16 protein-coding genes and 1 pseudogene are annotated in these 16,530 nt (G+C 70.8%); 6 read left to right on the top strand and 11 right to left on the bottom strand.

Going from position 1 to position 16,530, the window contains the following annotated elements:
• Window positions 1-9 precede the first annotated feature (9 nt).
• Window positions 10-1,113 carry a deoxyhypusine synthase family protein gene (locus WMF45_RS33385; RefSeq protein ID WP_437709205.1) on the top strand — a complete coding sequence of 368 codons (1,104 nt, stop codon included), beginning with the start codon at window positions 10-12 and terminating at the stop codon, window positions 1,111-1,113.
• A 25-nt stretch (window positions 1,114-1,138) separates the two neighbouring features.
• Window positions 1,139-1,696: a hypothetical protein gene (locus WMF45_RS33380; protein ID WP_437709203.1), complete on the top strand. Its 558-nt coding sequence runs from the start codon at window positions 1,139-1,141 to the stop codon at window positions 1,694-1,696.
• On the opposite strand, the gene WMF45_RS33375 is transcribed toward WMF45_RS33380, so the two are convergent.
• The 4 genes from WMF45_RS33375 to WMF45_RS33360 are packed head-to-tail and all read right to left on the bottom strand — an operon-like array spanning window position 1,671 to window position 5,666.
• Window positions 1,671-2,840, bottom strand: a complete 1,170-nt coding sequence (locus tag WMF45_RS33375) for a homogentisate 1,2-dioxygenase (protein WP_437709201.1) — start codon at window positions 2,838-2,840, stop codon at window positions 1,671-1,673. The two genes, WMF45_RS33380 and WMF45_RS33375, sit on opposite strands and share 26 nt — an antisense overlap.
• A complete protein-coding gene (locus WMF45_RS33370) occupies window positions 2,840-3,988 on the bottom strand; it encodes a 4-hydroxyphenylpyruvate dioxygenase family protein (RefSeq protein WP_437709199.1) in 1,149 nt (382 codons plus the stop codon). Before WMF45_RS33370 ends, WMF45_RS33375 begins: the two co-directional genes overlap by 1 nt.
• 38 nt (window positions 3,989-4,026) lie before the next feature.
• Window positions 4,027-4,692 carry a maleylacetoacetate isomerase gene (gene maiA, locus WMF45_RS33365; protein ID WP_437709197.1) on the bottom strand — a complete coding sequence of 222 codons (666 nt, stop codon included), beginning with the start codon at window positions 4,690-4,692 and terminating at the stop codon, window positions 4,027-4,029.
• Complete coding sequence (locus WMF45_RS33360; protein WP_437709195.1) at window positions 4,689-5,666, bottom strand: fumarylacetoacetate hydrolase family protein; 978 nt, start codon at window positions 5,664-5,666, stop codon at window positions 4,689-4,691. The genes maiA and WMF45_RS33360 overlap by 4 nt, the downstream gene beginning before the upstream one ends.
• Before the next feature lie 136 nt (window positions 5,667-5,802).
• On the opposite strand from WMF45_RS33360, the gene WMF45_RS33355 reads away from it, so the two are divergent.
• Window positions 5,803-8,268: a substrate-binding domain-containing protein gene (locus WMF45_RS33355; protein WP_437709194.1), complete on the top strand. Its 2,466-nt coding sequence runs from the start codon at window positions 5,803-5,805 to the stop codon at window positions 8,266-8,268.
• A 42-nt stretch (window positions 8,269-8,310) separates the two neighbouring features.
• Here WMF45_RS33355 and WMF45_RS33350 read toward each other — a convergent pair whose 3' ends face one another.
• From WMF45_RS33350 to WMF45_RS33340, 3 genes and pseudogenes are all read right to left on the bottom strand, one after another.
• On the bottom strand, window positions 8,311-8,664 hold the full coding sequence (locus WMF45_RS33350; protein ID WP_437709193.1) for a DUF1801 domain-containing protein: 354 nt from the start codon (window positions 8,662-8,664) through the stop codon (window positions 8,311-8,313).
• A gap of 138 nt (window positions 8,665-8,802) precedes the next feature.
• Window positions 8,803-8,955, bottom strand: a pseudogene (locus WMF45_RS33345) (dienelactone hydrolase family protein); the annotation flags it as partial.
• A 10-nt stretch (window positions 8,956-8,965) separates the two neighbouring features.
• Window positions 8,966-10,372, bottom strand: coding sequence for an NAD-dependent succinate-semialdehyde dehydrogenase (locus WMF45_RS33340; RefSeq protein WP_437709191.1), 1,407 nt, complete (start codon window positions 10,370-10,372; stop codon window positions 8,966-8,968).
• Window positions 10,373-10,639: 267 nt separating this feature from the next.
• Here WMF45_RS33340 and WMF45_RS33335 point away from each other — a divergent pair, with 267 nt between their 5' ends.
• A complete protein-coding gene (locus WMF45_RS33335; RefSeq protein WP_437709189.1) occupies window positions 10,640-11,644 on the top strand; it encodes a hypothetical protein in 1,005 nt (334 codons plus the stop codon).
• Entirely contained in the window at window positions 11,641-12,390 is a 750-nt protein-coding gene (locus WMF45_RS33330) for a metallophosphoesterase family protein (protein ID WP_437709187.1), read from the top strand. Before WMF45_RS33335 ends, WMF45_RS33330 begins: the two co-directional genes overlap by 4 nt.
• A gap of 37 nt (window positions 12,391-12,427) precedes the next feature.
• Here WMF45_RS33330 and WMF45_RS33325 read toward each other — a convergent pair whose 3' ends face one another.
• Both WMF45_RS33325 and WMF45_RS33320 read right to left on the bottom strand, forming a co-directional pair.
• The gene (locus WMF45_RS33325) at window positions 12,428-13,249 is read right to left on the bottom strand and encodes an alpha/beta hydrolase (RefSeq protein ID WP_437709185.1); all 822 of its coding nucleotides are present in this window, start codon (window positions 13,247-13,249) and stop codon (window positions 12,428-12,430) included.
• 137 nt (window positions 13,250-13,386) lie between these two features.
• On the bottom strand, window positions 13,387-14,202 hold the full coding sequence (locus WMF45_RS33320) for a metallophosphoesterase family protein (protein ID WP_437709183.1): 816 nt from the start codon (window positions 14,200-14,202) through the stop codon (window positions 13,387-13,389).
• Between the two features lie 327 nt (window positions 14,203-14,529).
• On the opposite strand from WMF45_RS33320, the gene WMF45_RS33315 reads away from it, so the two are divergent.
• Window positions 14,530-15,423 (top strand): hypothetical protein, encoded by an 894-nt coding sequence (locus WMF45_RS33315; protein ID WP_437709181.1) that lies wholly within the window; start codon window positions 14,530-14,532, stop codon window positions 15,421-15,423.
• A gap of 140 nt (window positions 15,424-15,563) precedes the next feature.
• Here WMF45_RS33315 and WMF45_RS33310 read toward each other — a convergent pair whose 3' ends face one another.
• Together WMF45_RS33310 and WMF45_RS33305 are read right to left on the bottom strand one after the other, a co-directional pair.
• A complete protein-coding gene (locus WMF45_RS33310) occupies window positions 15,564-15,935 on the bottom strand; it encodes a hypothetical protein (RefSeq protein ID WP_437709179.1) in 372 nt (123 codons plus the stop codon).
• A 76-nt stretch (window positions 15,936-16,011) separates the two neighbouring features.
• Window positions 16,012-16,500, bottom strand: a complete 489-nt coding sequence (locus WMF45_RS33305; RefSeq protein WP_437709177.1) for a hypothetical protein — start codon at window positions 16,498-16,500, stop codon at window positions 16,012-16,014.
• Window positions 16,501-16,530 lie beyond the last annotated feature (30 nt).

Genomic DNA, 16,530 nt, shown 5'->3' with positions numbered 1-16,530 from the left:
TCGCGCCCTATGTCCTCTCCGAAGCATCCTCGTTCCTCGCACCGCCAGCTCGGCGACGGCGTCGAAGACCAGCTCGTCCCGCTCGCCGCGCTCGACCCGCTGAAGATTGACTCGTTCGACGATCTGCTCCGCGCGATGAGCAGGACCGCGTTCAGCGGCCGCGCGCTCGGCGAGGCGTGCGACGTGCTCGAGGCGATGGTGCGCGATGAGGACTGCCTCGTCGTGGCGACGTTCTCCGGCGCGATGACGGTCGCCAAGATGGGCGTCGTCATCGTCAGGATGATCGAGGCCGGCATGATCGACTGCATCATCAGCACGGGAGCGCTCATGGCGCACGGGCTGAGCGAGGCGGTCGGCCTGACCCATTACAAGGCGAACCCGGGCATCTCCGACGAGACGTACTTCGAGAAGGGGTACAACCGCGTCTACGACACGCTCGAGATGGAGAAGAACCTCAACGCGATCGAGGTCTTCGTCCGGAAAGAGCTCGACAAGCTGGACCCGGGCTCTCCCTGGTCGAGCGAGATCATCTGCCGCCAGCTCGGCAAGGCGCTGGCCGAGATGGGCGACTCGCCGGGCGTGCTCCGGAGCGCGTACCTCCGCGACGTGCCCGTCTATGTGCCGGCCTTCACCGACAGCGAGATGGGCCTCGACGTGGCGACGTGGATGCTGCGCAAGGTGAAGGCGCAGCACGGCGACAAGCCGGGCTTCGACCTGTGGCGCGAGGCCGTGCCGCCGCCGTACAATCCGTTCCTCGATCTGCTGAGCTACGCCCGCCTGGTCCGCAAGAAGAAGCGCCTCGGCATCTTCACCATCGGCGGCGGCGTGCCGCGCAACTGGGCCCAGCAGGTCGCGCCGTTCTACGACATCGTCGGCGATCGCCTGGACATCGAGGTCGATCACCCGCGGTTCCAGTACGGCGTCCGCATCTGCCCCGAGCCCGTTCACTGGGGCGGCCTGTCCGGCTGCACGTACTCCGAGGGCGTGAGCTGGGGGAAGTTCACCCCGCCGCAGGAGGGCGGGCGCTTCTCCGAGGTGTACGCGGACGCCACGGTCGCGTGGCCGCTCCTCGTGCGTGCGCTGCTCGAGCGGCTCGGCAAGATGCCGAAATGAAATAGAGTAGGGGGAGGAGGTCACCGTGCTCGCCCCCAAGCGCCGCCCGCCGCTCACCCACCGGCTGCTCCTCTCCCTGGCCGCCGCCGCTGGCGCGCTCGTGTCCGCTGGCTGCCCCTCGCCCGAGGAGCGCGCCTGCGACCGCATCTGCGATTGCTCCGGCTGCAGCGAGGCGAGGTACCTCGAGTGCGTCGACAAGGCGGAGACCGCGCGGGCGGCCGCCGTGAAGGCGAGCTGCACCGGCTCCTTCGACGAGTACGTGACCTGCGTCGAGGAGGAGCTCGAATGCAAGGACGAGAATTACCTGTTCGACAGCTGCGACGGCCATCGAGACAGCCTCCGTGGCTGCGGCATCTCGATCTTCCGCACCGTCTGCGAGGACGCCAACGACGTCTTCATGGCGTGCGGGCTGGGATTCCCGTTCTCGACCAACCCCGACGACTGCGTCGGGTCGATCGTGTGCAACGCCCGCTGCATCCTCGGCATGTCCTGCAATGGGCTGAACGGGATCGATTTCGAGGAGTCGCAGCGCTTCAACGAGTGCACGACCGCCTGCTTCAACTCGCCCCTGCCCCCGCGATGAAGCTGTCCTGGTAGCCCGGGTCCTCCACCGCGAGCGCGGCCGCGGTGGCCGAGAGCGGGCGGGTCGTGTCGAGCATGACCGCGAGCTCGCTCGTCTCGCGGGCCCCGAGGCTCGCCTCGTACGCGCCCGGGTGCGGCCCGTGCGGGACGCCGGCCGGATGGTGCGAGATGCTGCCGGGGCCGACGCCGCGGCGCGAGGTGAAGTTGCCGCGGCAGTAGAACAGGAACTCGTCGCAATCGACCGACGCGTGGGGGTACGGGCAGGGGATCGCCTCCGGGTGGAAGTCGGTCGGGCGCGGCACGAAGCTGCAGACGAGGGCGCCGCGCGCGGCGAACGTCCCGTGCCAGTCCGGAGGCAGGTGGACGAGCCCGACGCGCGCCTGGAAGCGCTGGATCGGGAACACGAACGGGTACACCGCCCCGTCCCAGCCGACGACGTCGAGCGGCGAGCGCTCGAGGGTGAAGCCGTGGAAGGCGCCGCCGCGCTTCACGACCAGGGACCGAATGCCCTCGTCGAGGGGGCCGACGAACGTGGGCCGCCGGAAATCACGGTGCGAGTACGGCGCGTCCATCCGCAGCTGACCGACGTCGTTGCGCCACTTGCCCGGGAGGTGGATGTCCGCGGCCTCGATCGAGAGCCACCGCTGGGGCGCGGCGTCCGGGAGGAAGCGGTAAAAGAGCCCCTTCGGGATGACGACGTAGTCGTCCTGCTCGAAGCGGAGATCGCCGAGCATCGTGCGCAGCACGCCGCCCCCGTGGAAGACGAAGAACAGCTCGTCGGCGTCCGCGTTCGCGAAGTACACAGGATCGGCCACGTCCGGCTGGGCGAGCCCGATCACCACGTCGTCGTTGAAGAGCAGCGGCACGCGGCAGTCGACGGCGGGCCCGCCCCGCCGCGGCAGATCCTGCGACCGGTAGTGCCGCTTCGCCAGCGGGCGCGCCGGCGCGGCGACCGGCAGCGTGAAGCCGTGCGCGGCCTCCGCGACCCGGTGCTCGTGCGGCCGGCGCTCGTGGTAGGCGATCGTGTAGGGGCCGTCGAAGCCCGCCCGCGTCAGGCACTCCTCGTAGCGGAGATCCCCCGCCTCGCTCCGCAGGGCGATGTGGTGCTTGGGCGGGACGATCCCGGCGACGACGCGATCGAGCATCAGCCGTGCCCCGCCTTCTGCTGCCGCTCGATGCTCTCGAACAGCGCCCGGAAGTTGCCGGCGCCGAAGCCGCGGTCCCCCTTGCGCTGGATGAGCTCGAAGAAGAACGGCCCGGCGTCGGGATCGCGGTGCGTGCCCGACGACTCCTTGAGGAAGATCTGGAGGAGGTAGGACCTCGCGCCGTCGCCGTCGACGAGCACCTCGAGCTCGCGCAGCTCCGCCACGTCCTCGTCGATCTGCCCGATGCCGAGCCGCTGCAGGCGCTCGGGCAGCATGTCGTAATAGGCGGCCGGGGTCGGCATGAACTCCACGCCGCGGCCGCGCATCGCGCGCACGGCGGCGAGGATGTCCTCCACGGCGAGCGCCACGTGCTGCACCCCGTCGCCGCGGTGCTCCTCGTTGAAGACGTTGATCTGCGAGCTCTTGAAGTGCGGCCGGTAAGGCTCGTTGTTCGCGAACTTCACGCCCGAGGCCGGGTCCCACATCACGGCCGAGCGCAGGCCCGAGCCGTGGTCCGCGTCCTTCGCCACGTCGTTCGTGTGGAACGCGATCTGCCAGAACGGCTCGAGCCCCAGCACGTGCTCCATCCACAGCAGAGCGGGCGCCATCGTCTGGAAGTTCGAGGTGATGTGATCGAACCGGGCGATCCCGAAGCGGTTCTCGCCGCCGCGCGGCGCGTCGTAGGCCACGCAGCCGGGGAACAGCGCGGGGTAGCCGCGCCGCTCCACGAAGCGGAAGGTGGTGTCTCCGAACGGCGTCGTGATCGAGAACGAGGCGAAGGTGCCGCCTGCCTCCGTCACCCGGTGGATCTCGTCGATCGGCGTGCCCCCGCGGCCGTCGAGCAGCCGGAAGGCGCGGTCGATGTCCTCCACCTCGAAGATGACCGTGCCCACGCCGTCGGGGTGCTTGCGCAGGTACCGCCACGCCCGCCCCCCCTCGCCGGCGGGCTGCGAGCAGACGACGACGCACTCGCCGGCCTGGAAGACGACCGAGCGCTGCGCCGCCGCCGCCGTGAGCTCCGGCGAGCTCGCGGCGATCTCCGCGAAGTCGAGCCGCTCCGTGTAGAACCTGCGGCTCCGCTCCAGGTCGCGCACGTAGTAGTGCAGCGCCTCCACGCGCTTGATGCCGATCGACTCCACCTTGGCCATCCGGGTCCTCCGTCGCGAGGGGTAACGCAGGGGGCGAGCTAGGCGACCGCGTCGACCTGGCGGTCGGCGTGGGCGGCCTGGAACGCGGGCAGATCCATGCACGCGGCCTCGATGCGCGTGAGGGTCGAGAGCGGCGCGAGGTCGACCTCGTAGCGCCGCGCGTTGTAGAGCTGGGGCACGAGGAACACGTCCGCCACGCTGACCTCGTCGCCGACGCAGAACCGCCCGGAGAGCTCGCTCGCCGCCGCCTGGAACGCGGCGAGGCCAGAGGCGATGAAGCGCCGGCCGAAGGCCTTCTCGTCGCCGCCGAGCTCGTCCCTCACGTACTTCAGCGTGGCGGTGTTCTGCATCGGCTGCGTGCCGGAGTTGATCATCTCCACGAGCTGCCGCGCCCTGGCGCGCAGGTACGGATCCGCGGGCAGGAGCGGCGGCGCGGGGAAGAGGTCCTCGAGCAGCTCGATGATGGCCACCGACTGGGACACACGCCGGACGGCGCCGCCCTGCTCGAACTCGAGCAGGGGCACCTGCGCCATCGGGTTCTTGGCCCGGTACTCGTCGCGGAGCTGCTCGCCGCCGTCCCGGACGAGGTTCACCGGCCGGTACGCGTGCTCGATGCCCTTGTGGGCCAGGGCGATGCGCACGCGCCAGCTGCACGAGCTGCGCCAGTAGCCGTAGAGCGCGAGCCCCTTCACCGTGGCGCTCATCGGGTCACCACCCGCTGCGCGATGCGCCCGAACAGGCTCTCTCCCGCGCGATTCAGCATCTCGATCATGATCGTGTCTCCTGGCTTCATGAACGGCGTCCTGGCCGCCCCGTCCGAGAGGATCTCGAGCATGCGCCGCTCGGCGAGGCAAGACACGCCGCGCGCCGGGTCCTCGTTGGAGACGGTGCCGCTGCCGAGGAGGGTCCCCGCCGTGAAGCCGCGCGTCCTGGCGATGTGCTCGATGAGCTCGAAGAACGAGAAGTGCATCTCCGGGCCGGCCTCGGGATCGCCGATGAGCGCGCCGTTGTACGTCGAGCGGAGCCGCAGGTGGACGCGCCCGTCGCGGAGCGCGTCGCCGAGCTCGTCGGGCGTGATCGCGAACGGCGAGAACGCGGTGGCGGGCTTGGAGCAGAAGAACCCGAACCCCTTCGCGAGCTCGGCGGGCACGAGGTTGCGCAGCGTCACGTCGTTGGCCAGCAGGAAGAGGCGGATGTGCCGGTGGGCCTCTTCGCGGTGCGTGCCCTGCGGGGTGTCGCCGAGGATGACGCAGACCTCGGCCTCGAAATCGAGGCCCCAGGCCTCGTCGCGCAAGACGATGTCGTCGGTCGGGCCGAGGAGAACACCGGAGCCGCCCTGGTACACGAGCGGATCGGTCGTCAGCGTCTCGGGAGGCTCGGCGCCGCGCGCCTTGCGCACGAGCACGATGTGGTGGATGTACGCCGAGCCGTCGATCCACTCGTAGGCGCGCGGAAGCGGCGCAGCGAGCTCTTCCGCGACCAGCGGCGTCACGGCCGCCTCGCCGGACTCGACGTCGGCCGCGATGCGGCGGAGCGCGGGCTCGGCGCGCTCCCAGTCGTCCAGCGCGGCCTGGAGCGTGGGGAAGGCCTCGCCTGCAGGCGTGTAGGCGAGGCCGTCGCGGCGGACGACGACGAGCGTGCCGTCGCGGCCTGGGCCGCGGAGAGAGGCGAGCTTCATGCGGGTGCGAGCTCCTCGTGGTCCTACGGTGGTCCCATCGTCTCCGCTTGACAAGCACGAGCCCGCTCACGCCTGCTACGGGATGCGCCCGCACGCGCGCCGCGCAGCGAGCGAGCGAGCGGCTGAACGGATCTGCATGACCACCGGACTGGACGTTTTCTCGACTCTCCACGACCTTGTGCGGCGAGCCATGGAGGGCCTCCCGGGCGCGCGGCGCGGGAGCCTGCTGATACGCACCGGCCGGCGCCTCTCGTACAGGGCGGTCGTCGGGCTCGACGGCCTCCTGCCGGGCCGGGTGAACATGCCGTCCGACGGCGGGGCGCTCAGCGCGTCGGCTCCGTTCGGCCCCGCCGCGGCGCCCGAGGCGGCGAACGGCCCGTGCCTCGTCCCCGCGACCGCGTGGTACCGGGCGCACCTGCCCGAGCTCGCGGAAGCGCCTGGCTGGCTGCCCGACGGCGTCCACGTCCACGTCATCGCGGTGCCCATGTTCGGCGCGCCGGGCGCCTACCTCGCCCTGGAGCAGCCGGACGCGACGCCGCTCTCGGGCCCGCGCCGCGCGCTCGTGGAGTCGGTCGCGGCGAGCGTGGGCGCCGCGCTCGAGCGGCGCCGCCTCTTCGAGGAGAAGGCGCAGAGCGCCCAGGAGCTGCGCCTGCTCGAGGAGGTGCTGAGCTCCGTCGCCGAGTCGGTCGATCCCCTCGAGCTCATCGAGACGCTCGCGGACGGGATCCGGAGCGTTCAGACCGGCCCGCGCTGGAGCGCGATCGACCTCGCCGTCCTGGAGGATGCCGGCGGCGAGGGGCGCGTCGCCGATGGGGGGCGCGGATCGTACGCCGCGAGCCGCGCGCCAGGCCAGCCGATGATCCGCGTCTACAAGGCTCCCCGCCGGCCGATGACGGCGTACTGGAACAACCTGCGGGACGGCGCGCTGGCGGCGGGGCGCGATCTCCGGGTCGGGGTCGAGTTCAGGAGCGTCATGTCCGCCGGCGCCGCGGCTCAGGAGGCGCTCCTCGAAGAAGGGATCCGCCGGCGGGTGGGCGGGATCGCGATCGCGCCCATCGACCCCGTGGCGCTCGAGCCGGCCATCGGCCGCGCGATGGCGGCGGGCATCCCGGTCATCACGATCGACACGCCGGCCGCGCCGGGCAGCCGGTCGTTGCTCTACGTCGGGACCGACAACCGGGCCGCCGGGAGGATCGCAGGCGAGGCGATGCTGCGGTTATTGCCGCAGGGAGGCGAGATCACCATCCAGGCGGAGTCCTTCGCCGTGCCGAACGCCCAGGGGCGCATCGAGGGCTTCCGCGAGGCGATCGCCGGCTCGGCGGTCCGCGTGGACTCGCTCTCGGAGAACCAGTTCGACGTGGAGCGCTCGATCGTGCTCGCCGTCGACGCGGTGCGTTCGAACCCCGGCCTCGCCGGCGCCCTGGGTGTGTGCAGCGAGAACGGCCCCAGCCTGGGGCTGGCGTCGATGAAGCTCGGGCGGTCCGGCGATCTCAAGGTGGTCGCCTTCGATCTCGTCACCTCGACGGTCGCGATGCTCCAGGACGGCGTGATCCACGCGGCGATCGTGCAGCGCGAGTACGACATGGGGTACCGCGGCGTGCAGGCGCTCTACGAGATGGCCACGCGCGGCGTCCCGGAGGCCCTCGCGGATCTGCCGGCGTCGCGCTGCATCGACACGGGGGTCGACCTCGTGACCCTCGAGCGCACGCCGTTCTCGAGCGCCCTCTCGGATCACCTCGCCTCGAGCTCCGCGCGCAGGATCGCGAACCGCAGGCTGGGCGCGGGGGGGCACGAGCGCGCGCTCGACTTCCTGGTGATCGGCATGGCCCAGCGCGAGAGCCTCGTCGACGACCAGCGCGCGCCCGTCGCGGACGACTCGTTCGTGGGCCGGGTGATGCGCTCGTGCAGCTCGCTCGTCATCGACACCGCGTCGAGCGAGCACGAGCACTTCCGCGACGTCGCCGAGGCGCGCCGGAGCGGCGCGCGCACGCTGGTCGGCGTGCCGCTGCTCTCCCGGGAGGCGGTCCTCGGGGTCCTCGTCCTGGCCAGCCCGCAGCCCGACGCGTGCTCGGCGACCGACCTGGCGCTCATCGAGCGCGTGGCCGCGGTGGCCGCCGTCGTGATCGAGAACGCGCGGCTCCTGTCGCGGATCAAGGAGCGGACGAGGGCGCTCGAGTCGCTGAGCAGCCGCCAGGAGGCGCTCCTCGAGACGATCGCCGCGATGTCGAGCCCGGTGGTGCCGATCGCGCGCGGCGTCCTCGTCATGCCGATCGTGGGCGCGCTGGACACGCACCGCTCCGGCCGCTTCATCGAGGCGATGCTGAAGGAGATCTCCGAGCACCAGGCGCGCGTCGTGATCATCGACGTCACCGGCATGGCGGTGGTCGACGCGAGCGCGGCGAACCACCTCGCGCAGGCGGCGCGCGCCGCCGGGCTGCTCGGGGCCGAGGTGGTGCTCGTCGGGATCGCGCCCGAGGCCGCGCGGCTCATGGTGGAGCAGGGGCTCGATCTCGGGGCGATCGTCACCCGCTCCACGCTGGAGCTCGGGTTCTCGTACGCGCTCGGCAAGACGGGCGGGCGGGTCGTCCACGGGCGCCGCTGAGCCGCGGGCGCGGCCGTCGCGCAGCGGCGCTCCGCGCGATCCTCACCGGTCCCGGTGGAGCGCGACGGCGGCCGCGACAAGCGTGGCGATCGCGGCGACGTCCACGTCCTTGGCAGCGCGGATATGGAGGTTCCTGGCCTGCTTGGCTTCGCCGGTGAGCAGGCGGTTCGGATCCGGCAGCTCGGCGCCGCGCTCGAAGCCGAGGGTCACGCCGACGCGCTGCGGGGCGAGCCAGCAGATCGTGTGCTGGTCGCCGCTGCCCATCCGGAAGCTGACGAGCCGCCAGCCTGGATAGACGTGCTCGTGGACGTCGGGAATGATGCGGAGGAGCAGCTTGCGCACGCGCAAGGTCAGCTGTTGCGCTGCAGGGGGGTACTCGCTCAGCAGAGCGGCCACGGCCGGATCGTCCGACACAATCAATAACGGTAAGTCGACGTTCACGGAGACGCAACCGGCGGTGCCTCGTCGCGTGGTTTCGTGATCGCGTCGCGTCGCGTCGCGTTCCGGCTTGGGCGCGGCTTCCGTTGTGGGCGGTCAGGGGTGGAGTCGCTCGCGGAAGAAGGCGAGGACGCGCGAGAGCGCCTCGCGCGTCGGGTGGCCCTCGCGGTCGACAAGATCGCGCGTCAGGACCGAATGGGCGGTGCGCGGGATCCCGTGGGGGTTGCCCGGGGACGAGTCGATCTCGATCCTCCTCGGATCACTCGGATGCAGGCAGGCCCCTCGGCCGTTCGTCCTTGGCGATCCAGACGGTCTTGACGTTCACGAACTCGCGCAGGCCGTACGAGGAGAGCTCGCGGCCGTAGCCGGACATCTTGATGCCGCCGAACGGCAGCCGGGGGTCGGACACGACCATCCCGTTGATGAACACCTGGCCGGCATCGAGCTCGTTGATGAGCCGCTCGCGCTCGTCGGCGTCGCGGGTCCAGGCGCTCGCCCCGAGGCCGAACCGGGTGGAGTTCGCCATGTGGATGGCCTCGTCGAGGTCGGTGACGCGGAAGACCGCCGCGACCGGGCCGAAGAGCTCGTCGTCGGCGGCGGGGGAGGGGCGCTGGACGTCGGTGAGCACGGTCGGCGGGAAGTAGTTGCCCGGCCCCTTCAGCCGCTTGCCTCCGGTGAGGAGGAGCGCGCCCGCGGCCACCGACGCCCGCACCTGCTCCTCGAGCTCCGCGGCGATCTGCGGCGTGGCGAGCGGCCCGACGTCGACCGACGGATCCATCGGATCACCGACCCGCAGGCGCCGCATGGTCGCGACGAAGCGCTGCTCGAACTCGGGCGCGATCGACTCGTGCACGATGAAGCGCTTCGCCGCGATGCAGGACTGGCCGTTGTTGATGATGCGCGCCCGGATCGCGGTCCCCACGGCGGCGTTGAGGTCGGCGCTCGGCATGACGATGAACGGATCGCTGCCGCCGAGCTCGAGCACCACCTTCTTGAGGTGCTTCCCGGCGTGGGCGCCGACGCTGCGCCCCGCGTTCTCGCTGCCGGTGAGCGTCGCGGCCGCGATGCGCGGGTCGGCGAGGAGGCGCGGCACGACGTCGGTCCCGGCGAGCAGCGCCTGGAAGACCCCTTCCGGGAAGCCGGCCCGGCGGAGGATGTCCTCGATCGCGAGCGCGCAGCGGGGGACGTTCGAGGCGTGCTTGAGGAGGCCGACGTTGCCGGCGACGAGCGCCGGCGCGGCGAAGCGGAAGACCTGCCAGAACGGGAAGTTCCACGGCATGATGGCGAGCACCACGCCGAGCGGGTGGAAGGCCACGTAGCTCTTGCCCGCGTCGGTGGCGACCTCTTCGGGGGCGAGCAGGCGCTCGGCGTTGTCGGCGTAGTAGCGGCACGCGGTCGCGCACTTCTGGGCCTCGGCGATGGCGGAGCCGATGGTCTTCCCCATCTCGAGCGTCATGAGCTGCCCGAGCTGCTCCTTCTCGCCGTCCAGGATGTCGGCTGCCCGGCGCAGCTTCTGGGCCCGCTCGGCGACCGGGGTCTGCCGGAAGCTGCGGAACGCGGCGTGCGCGCGCGCCACCTTCTGCTCCAGCGCCGCTGAGGAGAGGGGTTCGAACGTCTCGATCGTCTCTCCGGTCGCTGGATTGATCGTCGCGATGGCGGTGTTCACGGATGTGCCTCCTCTTCGAGCGTCGGGGGCCGCGGCTCGTTGCCAGCCAGCTCGGAGCGCGCCGAGCGGTCCCGGCAGGCGAGCTTGAGCCAGACCCGCCACGTCGTGCAATGGTCAGCGAGGACGAGACCGCTTCTCTTCCTTCGTTCGCGTCGTTCCGGCGTCTTCCGGCGTGGTCCACGGCGTCCACGCAGTCCTCGCATGTTCCGGGCGCGTGAGGGGGGAGGGGGGTCGCCATCGCACGTCCTGTTCATTACGCAGAGGGGGATGGTCCGCAGCGGATCCCTTGTCGCAGGCGACGCGGAGCACGCGCTTTCAGCCCGGGCGACGCGCGCCGGCGAGCGCGCGGCGCTCGCTCCTCCGGCCTTCGACGACCCCGCCGGTCAGCTCTCCCGCGCGGGCGAGCTGGAGGTGAGGGTGAGGGCGATGGACGCCCTCCTCTGCGCCGGTGTGCCGTTCATGGTGGCGGGGGCGTATGCCTTCTTCGCGTACACGGGCATTTTCCGGGACACGAAGGATCTCGATGTGATGCTGGACGAGCGGGAGGTGCCGGCGGCGTTCAGGGCGCTGGAGCGGGCCGGCTTCGAGACGGAGCTCGTCGATCCGCGGTGGATCGGGAAGGCCTACGCGGGCGACCGATTCATCGATCTCATCTTCTCGTCGAGCAACGGCCTGGCCGTGGTGGATGGCGGCTGGTTCGAGCACGCGCGTCCGGCCACGATCCTGGGGCACTCCTGCCTGATCGCGCCGGTCGAGGAGATCATCTTCACGAAGGCGTTCGTGGACGAGCGGGAGCGGTACGACGGCGCCGACGTGAACCACCTGATCTACGCGTGTGGGGACGAGATGGACTGGGAGAGGCTCCTCGCCCGGTTCGGTCCCTACTGGGAGGTCCTGTTCGCGCACCTGACCCTGTACCGCTTCGTCTATCCGGGCGCGCGGAGCCGGGTGCCTGGGTGGATCATCGACGAGCTCTGCCGGCGTACGCTGGAGCAGACGCGGGCCGGTGACGCGCCGCTCCGGGTATGCCGGGGCAACCTGATCAGCAGGCAGCAGTACGTGCACGATTACGAGAAGCTCGGGCTCGTCGTGGGGTCCGCTGCGTCCGCGCCCGAGGCGGCGCGGGGGGCGCTGTGCAGGAAGCGCCGGCCGTCTGCGGCGGGGCGGCCTCGCCTCGGCAAGGGCAAGCCGCGCCGTGACGGGGCTCCGGGCGGCGCGGAGGGGCCGGGGGTGGAGGTCGAGGCGGCGCGGGTCCGCAAGCCGGGATCATGAGCGCCGCCGCCGCCACAGGGAACGGGGAGCCGGGCAAGCGCCGTATCGCGGCGTCCTCGGATCTGCACTGCCGGCCGGAGCACGGCGCCAGGATGCGCGAGCTCGTGAAGGCGGTGAACGCGGAGGCGGAGCTGCTCGTGCTGTGCGGCGATCTCACCGATCGTGGCCATCCCGAGGAGGCGAAGGTGCTGGCCGACGCGCTCGCCGGGCTCTCGATGCCGTGCGCCGCCGTGCTCGGCAACCACGATCTCGACCGGGGGGCGGGCGCCGAGATAGCGAAGCTCCTGGGCGACGCGGGCGTCGAGGTGCTCGACGGGGATCACCTGATCTTGCGCGACGACATCGGGGTTGCCGGCGTGAAGGGCTTCATGGGCGGTTTCGGGAGCGCGACGCTGCAGGCGTTCGGCGAGGGTCCGCTCAAGGCGTTCGTGCAGGAGGCCGTGACCGAGGCGCTGAAGCTCGAGGCGGCGCTGTCGCAGCTCGACAGCGAGAAGAAGATCGTGATCATGCATTACACGCCGATCCTCGAGACGACCGTCGGCGAGAACGTGGAGATAAGGCCGTTCCTTGGGACGAGCCGCCTTGCGGCGCCGATCGATCTGTACGGCGCCGACGTGGTCTTCCACGGCCACGCGCACCACGGGGCGCTCGAGGGGCACACGTCGAACGGGACTCCGGTGTACAACGTGGCGATGCCGCTGCTGAGGAAGCTCACCGGCAAGCCGTTTCTGCTGTTCGAGGTGTAAAGCGAGCTCCGTTCGGCGGTCCTGCGCGGCGCTTCTCTCAGTGCTTCTGCAGGAAGGCCCGTATCGCTCCGAAATAGGCGGACGCGAAGAGGAGGATATCGTTGTGCCCGGCGCCGTCGATGAGGTGCAGGGCTTTCCTCTCGTGGGGGACGGCCGCGTGGTTCTCGCGGGCGTGGTCCGGCGGGAGCAGCCTGTCGCGCGCGCCGTGCAGGACGAGGACCGGGATCTCGACGTTCCTCAGGAGCTCCGGGTTCGAGAAGCTGCGGTGCGCCTCGTCTCGCAGATCGCCGAGGTCGATCTCGAAGAGGGCGAGCAGTTGCCGCACGTCGCTGAACCCGCTCTCGAGGAGGAGCGCGCGGTACGCGTCGCCGCGGTGCGCGGCGATGCGCGACGCCGGGGAGCTGCCGAGAGAGCGGCCGAAGAGCAGCGGCTTCGGCGGCTGATCGAGGCCTGCGGCGCGGCTCTTGTCGGCGAGCTCGCGCAGGAAGAAGTCGGAGACCTTCAAGGGATCTTCACGGAGAGAGCGCAGCGACGGCTGCCCGCTGCTCCAGCCATAGCCACGGTAATCGACCATGAAGAGGTTGAGCCCGATGTCATGCCAGCCTTCGGCGATGTCGTCGTAGTCGGGGATGGTCTCGCCATTGCCGTGGAACGCGAGCACGGTCGGATTGCGTGGGTCGGACAGGTGCCAGCGCGCGCCGAGCGTCACCCCGGGGGCGACGGGGATGTCGTAGTCCGTCGCGCCGGCGGGTGGGCTCGTCTTCACCTGCCTGGGATAGAAGACGTCGGCGGCGCGAGGGTTTGCGTCGAGCGCGCGAAGGAGCTCGTCGAGCTGACTGTCGGGGTCGTTCGTCGGCATGGCTCACCGTTCTGCCGAGGTCGGCGGAGGTCGTGGACGCGCAGGATACGTCGTGCCGGAGGAGGTGGGTACCTGGGATGGATGCCCGCGAGGGCAGTGGTCCGGTGGGGAGCCGGGGCGCGCGGCGCGATGGTGGCCTACGCGGTCGTGATGACGCCTTGCACCGCGGGCTCGTAGTATTCGGCGCCGCCGGTGCGCACAACGAGGTTCGGGAGGATCTCCGCCACGCCGGCGCCGTGCGTATGGCCGCAGAGCACCTCGATCTGCCGCTCCGGGTACCGCACGGCGGCCCCGCGGATCACCTCGCCTGTGGCCTTGCAGGTGAAATGGGGGAGCCAATCGTCGTTGGAGATCTGGCCTTCGTGCCAGCAGGCCTCCTTGAACGGGGGGACGTGGGTGGCGACGATGACGCGCCGGTACCGCTCGAGGGCCACGGGCAGGACGCGGCGCAGGTACTCCGCGGCCTCGTCGCCGAGGCGGTGGAGGGCCTCTCTCCGGCGGCGCCGGTCGAGGGAGGTGAGCTCCTGGATGAGCACGTAATCGTTGAGCATGACGGGCGATCTCTCGTAATTGCCGAGGCGGGCGTCGGCCCAGCCGTCGTGCCCGACGAGGGCGGTGTCCGGGCCGAGCTCGACGTGGGGGATCGACGGGAGCCACCGGAGCCACGGGGAGGTGACCGAGAGCTCGGCGGCCATCGTGCGCACGGCGGCGATGCTCCCGCGGTAGAAATCGTGGTTGCCGAGGACGAAGTAGAGCGGGCGCTCGATGGCCTGGGCGACGGTCTCGAGGAGGGGGCGGAGGCTCGTGGCTTCCGCGATGTCGCCGGTGAAGAGGACGGCATCGGAGGCGGTGGCCGCGAGGGTGGAGCAGAAGGCGGCGAGGTCCTCGCGGGAGAGGAAGTTGAGGTGGACGTCGGTCGCCCAGGCGAGGCGGAGAGGGGTCGGCGCGGCCATGAGATCAGGATAGGCGGGGAGGGGAGGGCGAGCCAGCGAGGTGGCGCCAGAGCGGGAGGTGCTCGCCACCCGGCGAAGTGAGGGCGCCTCTCGTTAGCGGCGGCGAGGGCGGTGGGGGCGATGGGGGCCGCCGCGGTTCTGGGGCGGTGAGCCCGTGGGAGGATCGTCACCAGGGCGTGCTCTCTCGAGCTTCGATAGGCCGCCGCCTTTCCGTGACGGAGAGCTTCTTCGCAGGTCCGCCATGGCGCCGCCACCCCGGAGTCGGCTCTCTCCTCGCGAGTTCCCGTCGTTTCGTCTCGGCACGGTGCGTGCTCGAGACCCCTCGTCATGCCGACGCTCGAGCACAACGCCCTCGTCGAGATCTTCCGTGAGCACCCGGAGCTCGCGCCCCGCTTTCTCGCGACGCTCTTCCACGTCGAGGTACCGCCGCACACCTCGGTTGCGGTGGTCGAGTCGTCGCTCGACCAGCTCATCCCAGTCGAGTTCCGCGCCGACCTGGTGCTCGAGCTTCGAGACGCGAGCGGCGCGCTCGCGCTGGCGATCGTCCTCGAGGTCCAGCGCGACGAGGATCCCGACAAGAAGTTCTCGTGGCCGACGTACGTCACGGTCGTGCGCGCCAGGAAGCGCTGCGGCACGGTCGTCCTTGTCGTGGCGCCGGACGCGGGCGTGGCCACCTGGGCGGCGGAGAACATCGACCTCGGCCTGGGGCTGGGCCACGTCGAGCCGCTGGTGCTCGGTCCAGCCGTGGTCCCCGAGATCACCGACCCGAACGAGGCGGAGAATGAGATCGAACTCGCCGTGCTCTCGGCCGTGGTGCACGGCAACGGGCCGAGCGGGCTCAACGTGGTCCAGGCCGCGCTCGCCGCCCTCGGCCGGCTCGACCAGGAGCACGCGGCGGTCTATTTTCAGGTCATCTGGAACGCGTTGCGTGAGCCCATGCGGCGGGCTCTGGAGGCGTTGGTCATGGAACGGCAGATCGAAGGCGAGGCAAATTTCCCCCCGTTCGTGCAGAAGCTCATCGATCGCGGCAAGCTCGAGGGCCTGCGTGAGGGCGAGCTCAAGGCCAAGAGGGGCACGCTGCTCCGGCTTCTCGCGCGCGCAGGGATCGTGCTCGCCGAGTGCGAGAGCGCGCGCATCCAGGCATGCATGGACATCACGACCCTCGACCGCTGGATCGATAACGTTTTCGCGGCGAAGGATGCCACGGAAGTGCTCTCCTGACGGCGGACGAAAGCGGCCCGGCGAGCCGATGAGACACGGTCTCCAGATGTCTTCGTGAGAGCGTGAGCGGCCAGCGGTGGAGAGCTGGAGCAGCGCATCAAAGCCGTGATCACGTCCCGAGATGCCTCAATGGGACCGCCTCATGGCGATAGCCCGCCTGTCCCGTCCGCCTCCAGCGAGTCCGCGAGCGCGCAGCGCGCGAGTCCTGCCTTCTTGGCCTCTTCGCGCAACATCGCGCCCTGCTCTGCGGCCCCTTTCACGCTGAGCATCGTGCGGAGCTCGATTCCATCGGGGCTCTCCACGTGCTCTGTGATCCAAGCCGACCGCATCTGCCCGACGCTGATCGGATCGGCCTCCGGGTCGAGCCCGGCTCTCCTGTCGACGTCGCACATCATCGCGACCGCCTCGGGGAACGTCTGCCCGCCGGGCGCCGGGGCCTTGGCCTCCGGAGCTGAGCTGCAAGCGGAGAGGAAGGCGGGAAGAAGCAGGGGAAAGAGCAGTTGGGGGCGCATGCTGCCTTCGACAGGAGAGCGCGCCTGGGCTTGGCAGCGATCACATCGCCCCGGTCCGCCGCCCTCCGGCTACCGGCTACTCGCCCGTGCCCCCGTCCACCGCCGGGACGAGCTCGATATCGACGTTCTGAGGCAGGAAGCTCTCGCACTCGTCGTTCATGACGGGCGCGAGCGTCTGCTCGAAGTCGTCGTAGCCTGTCCCCGAGATCTTCACCCACGTCACCCCGGCCGTCCACAGCTCGCAGACGAGCGTCTCCAGCGCTTCGGGAGGCGGCTGTGCGCGATCGACGGCGCACACCAGGTTGGCCTCGTCGAGCGTCTTCCATGTGGTCGGATCGCTCAGGACGAAGATCGGCTCGTCCGCGGCGCTCCACGCGATGTGAACGGTGGTGTCCGGCGGGACGGTGGCGCCTCTCGCGCGCACGGTGATGGTGAACAGCGCCTGTCTTGGCCCCATCGGACAGCCGCTGGCGTCGCCCGTACTCGAGCCGACGGACCCGCCGCCCCCGGCGCCTTTACAGGCGCCCACCACGGAAGCGCTCGCGATCGCCGCCGCGGCGATCACCGCGAAGATCGTGAGCGATACGATTCGACC

This window comes from Sorangium sp. So ce448 (assembly GCF_051520915.1).
Taxonomy (GTDB): domain Bacteria; phylum Myxococcota_A; class Polyangia; order Polyangiales; family Polyangiaceae; genus Sorangium; species Sorangium cellulosum_B.
This window is presented reverse-complemented; position numbering and strand designations above follow the sequence as displayed.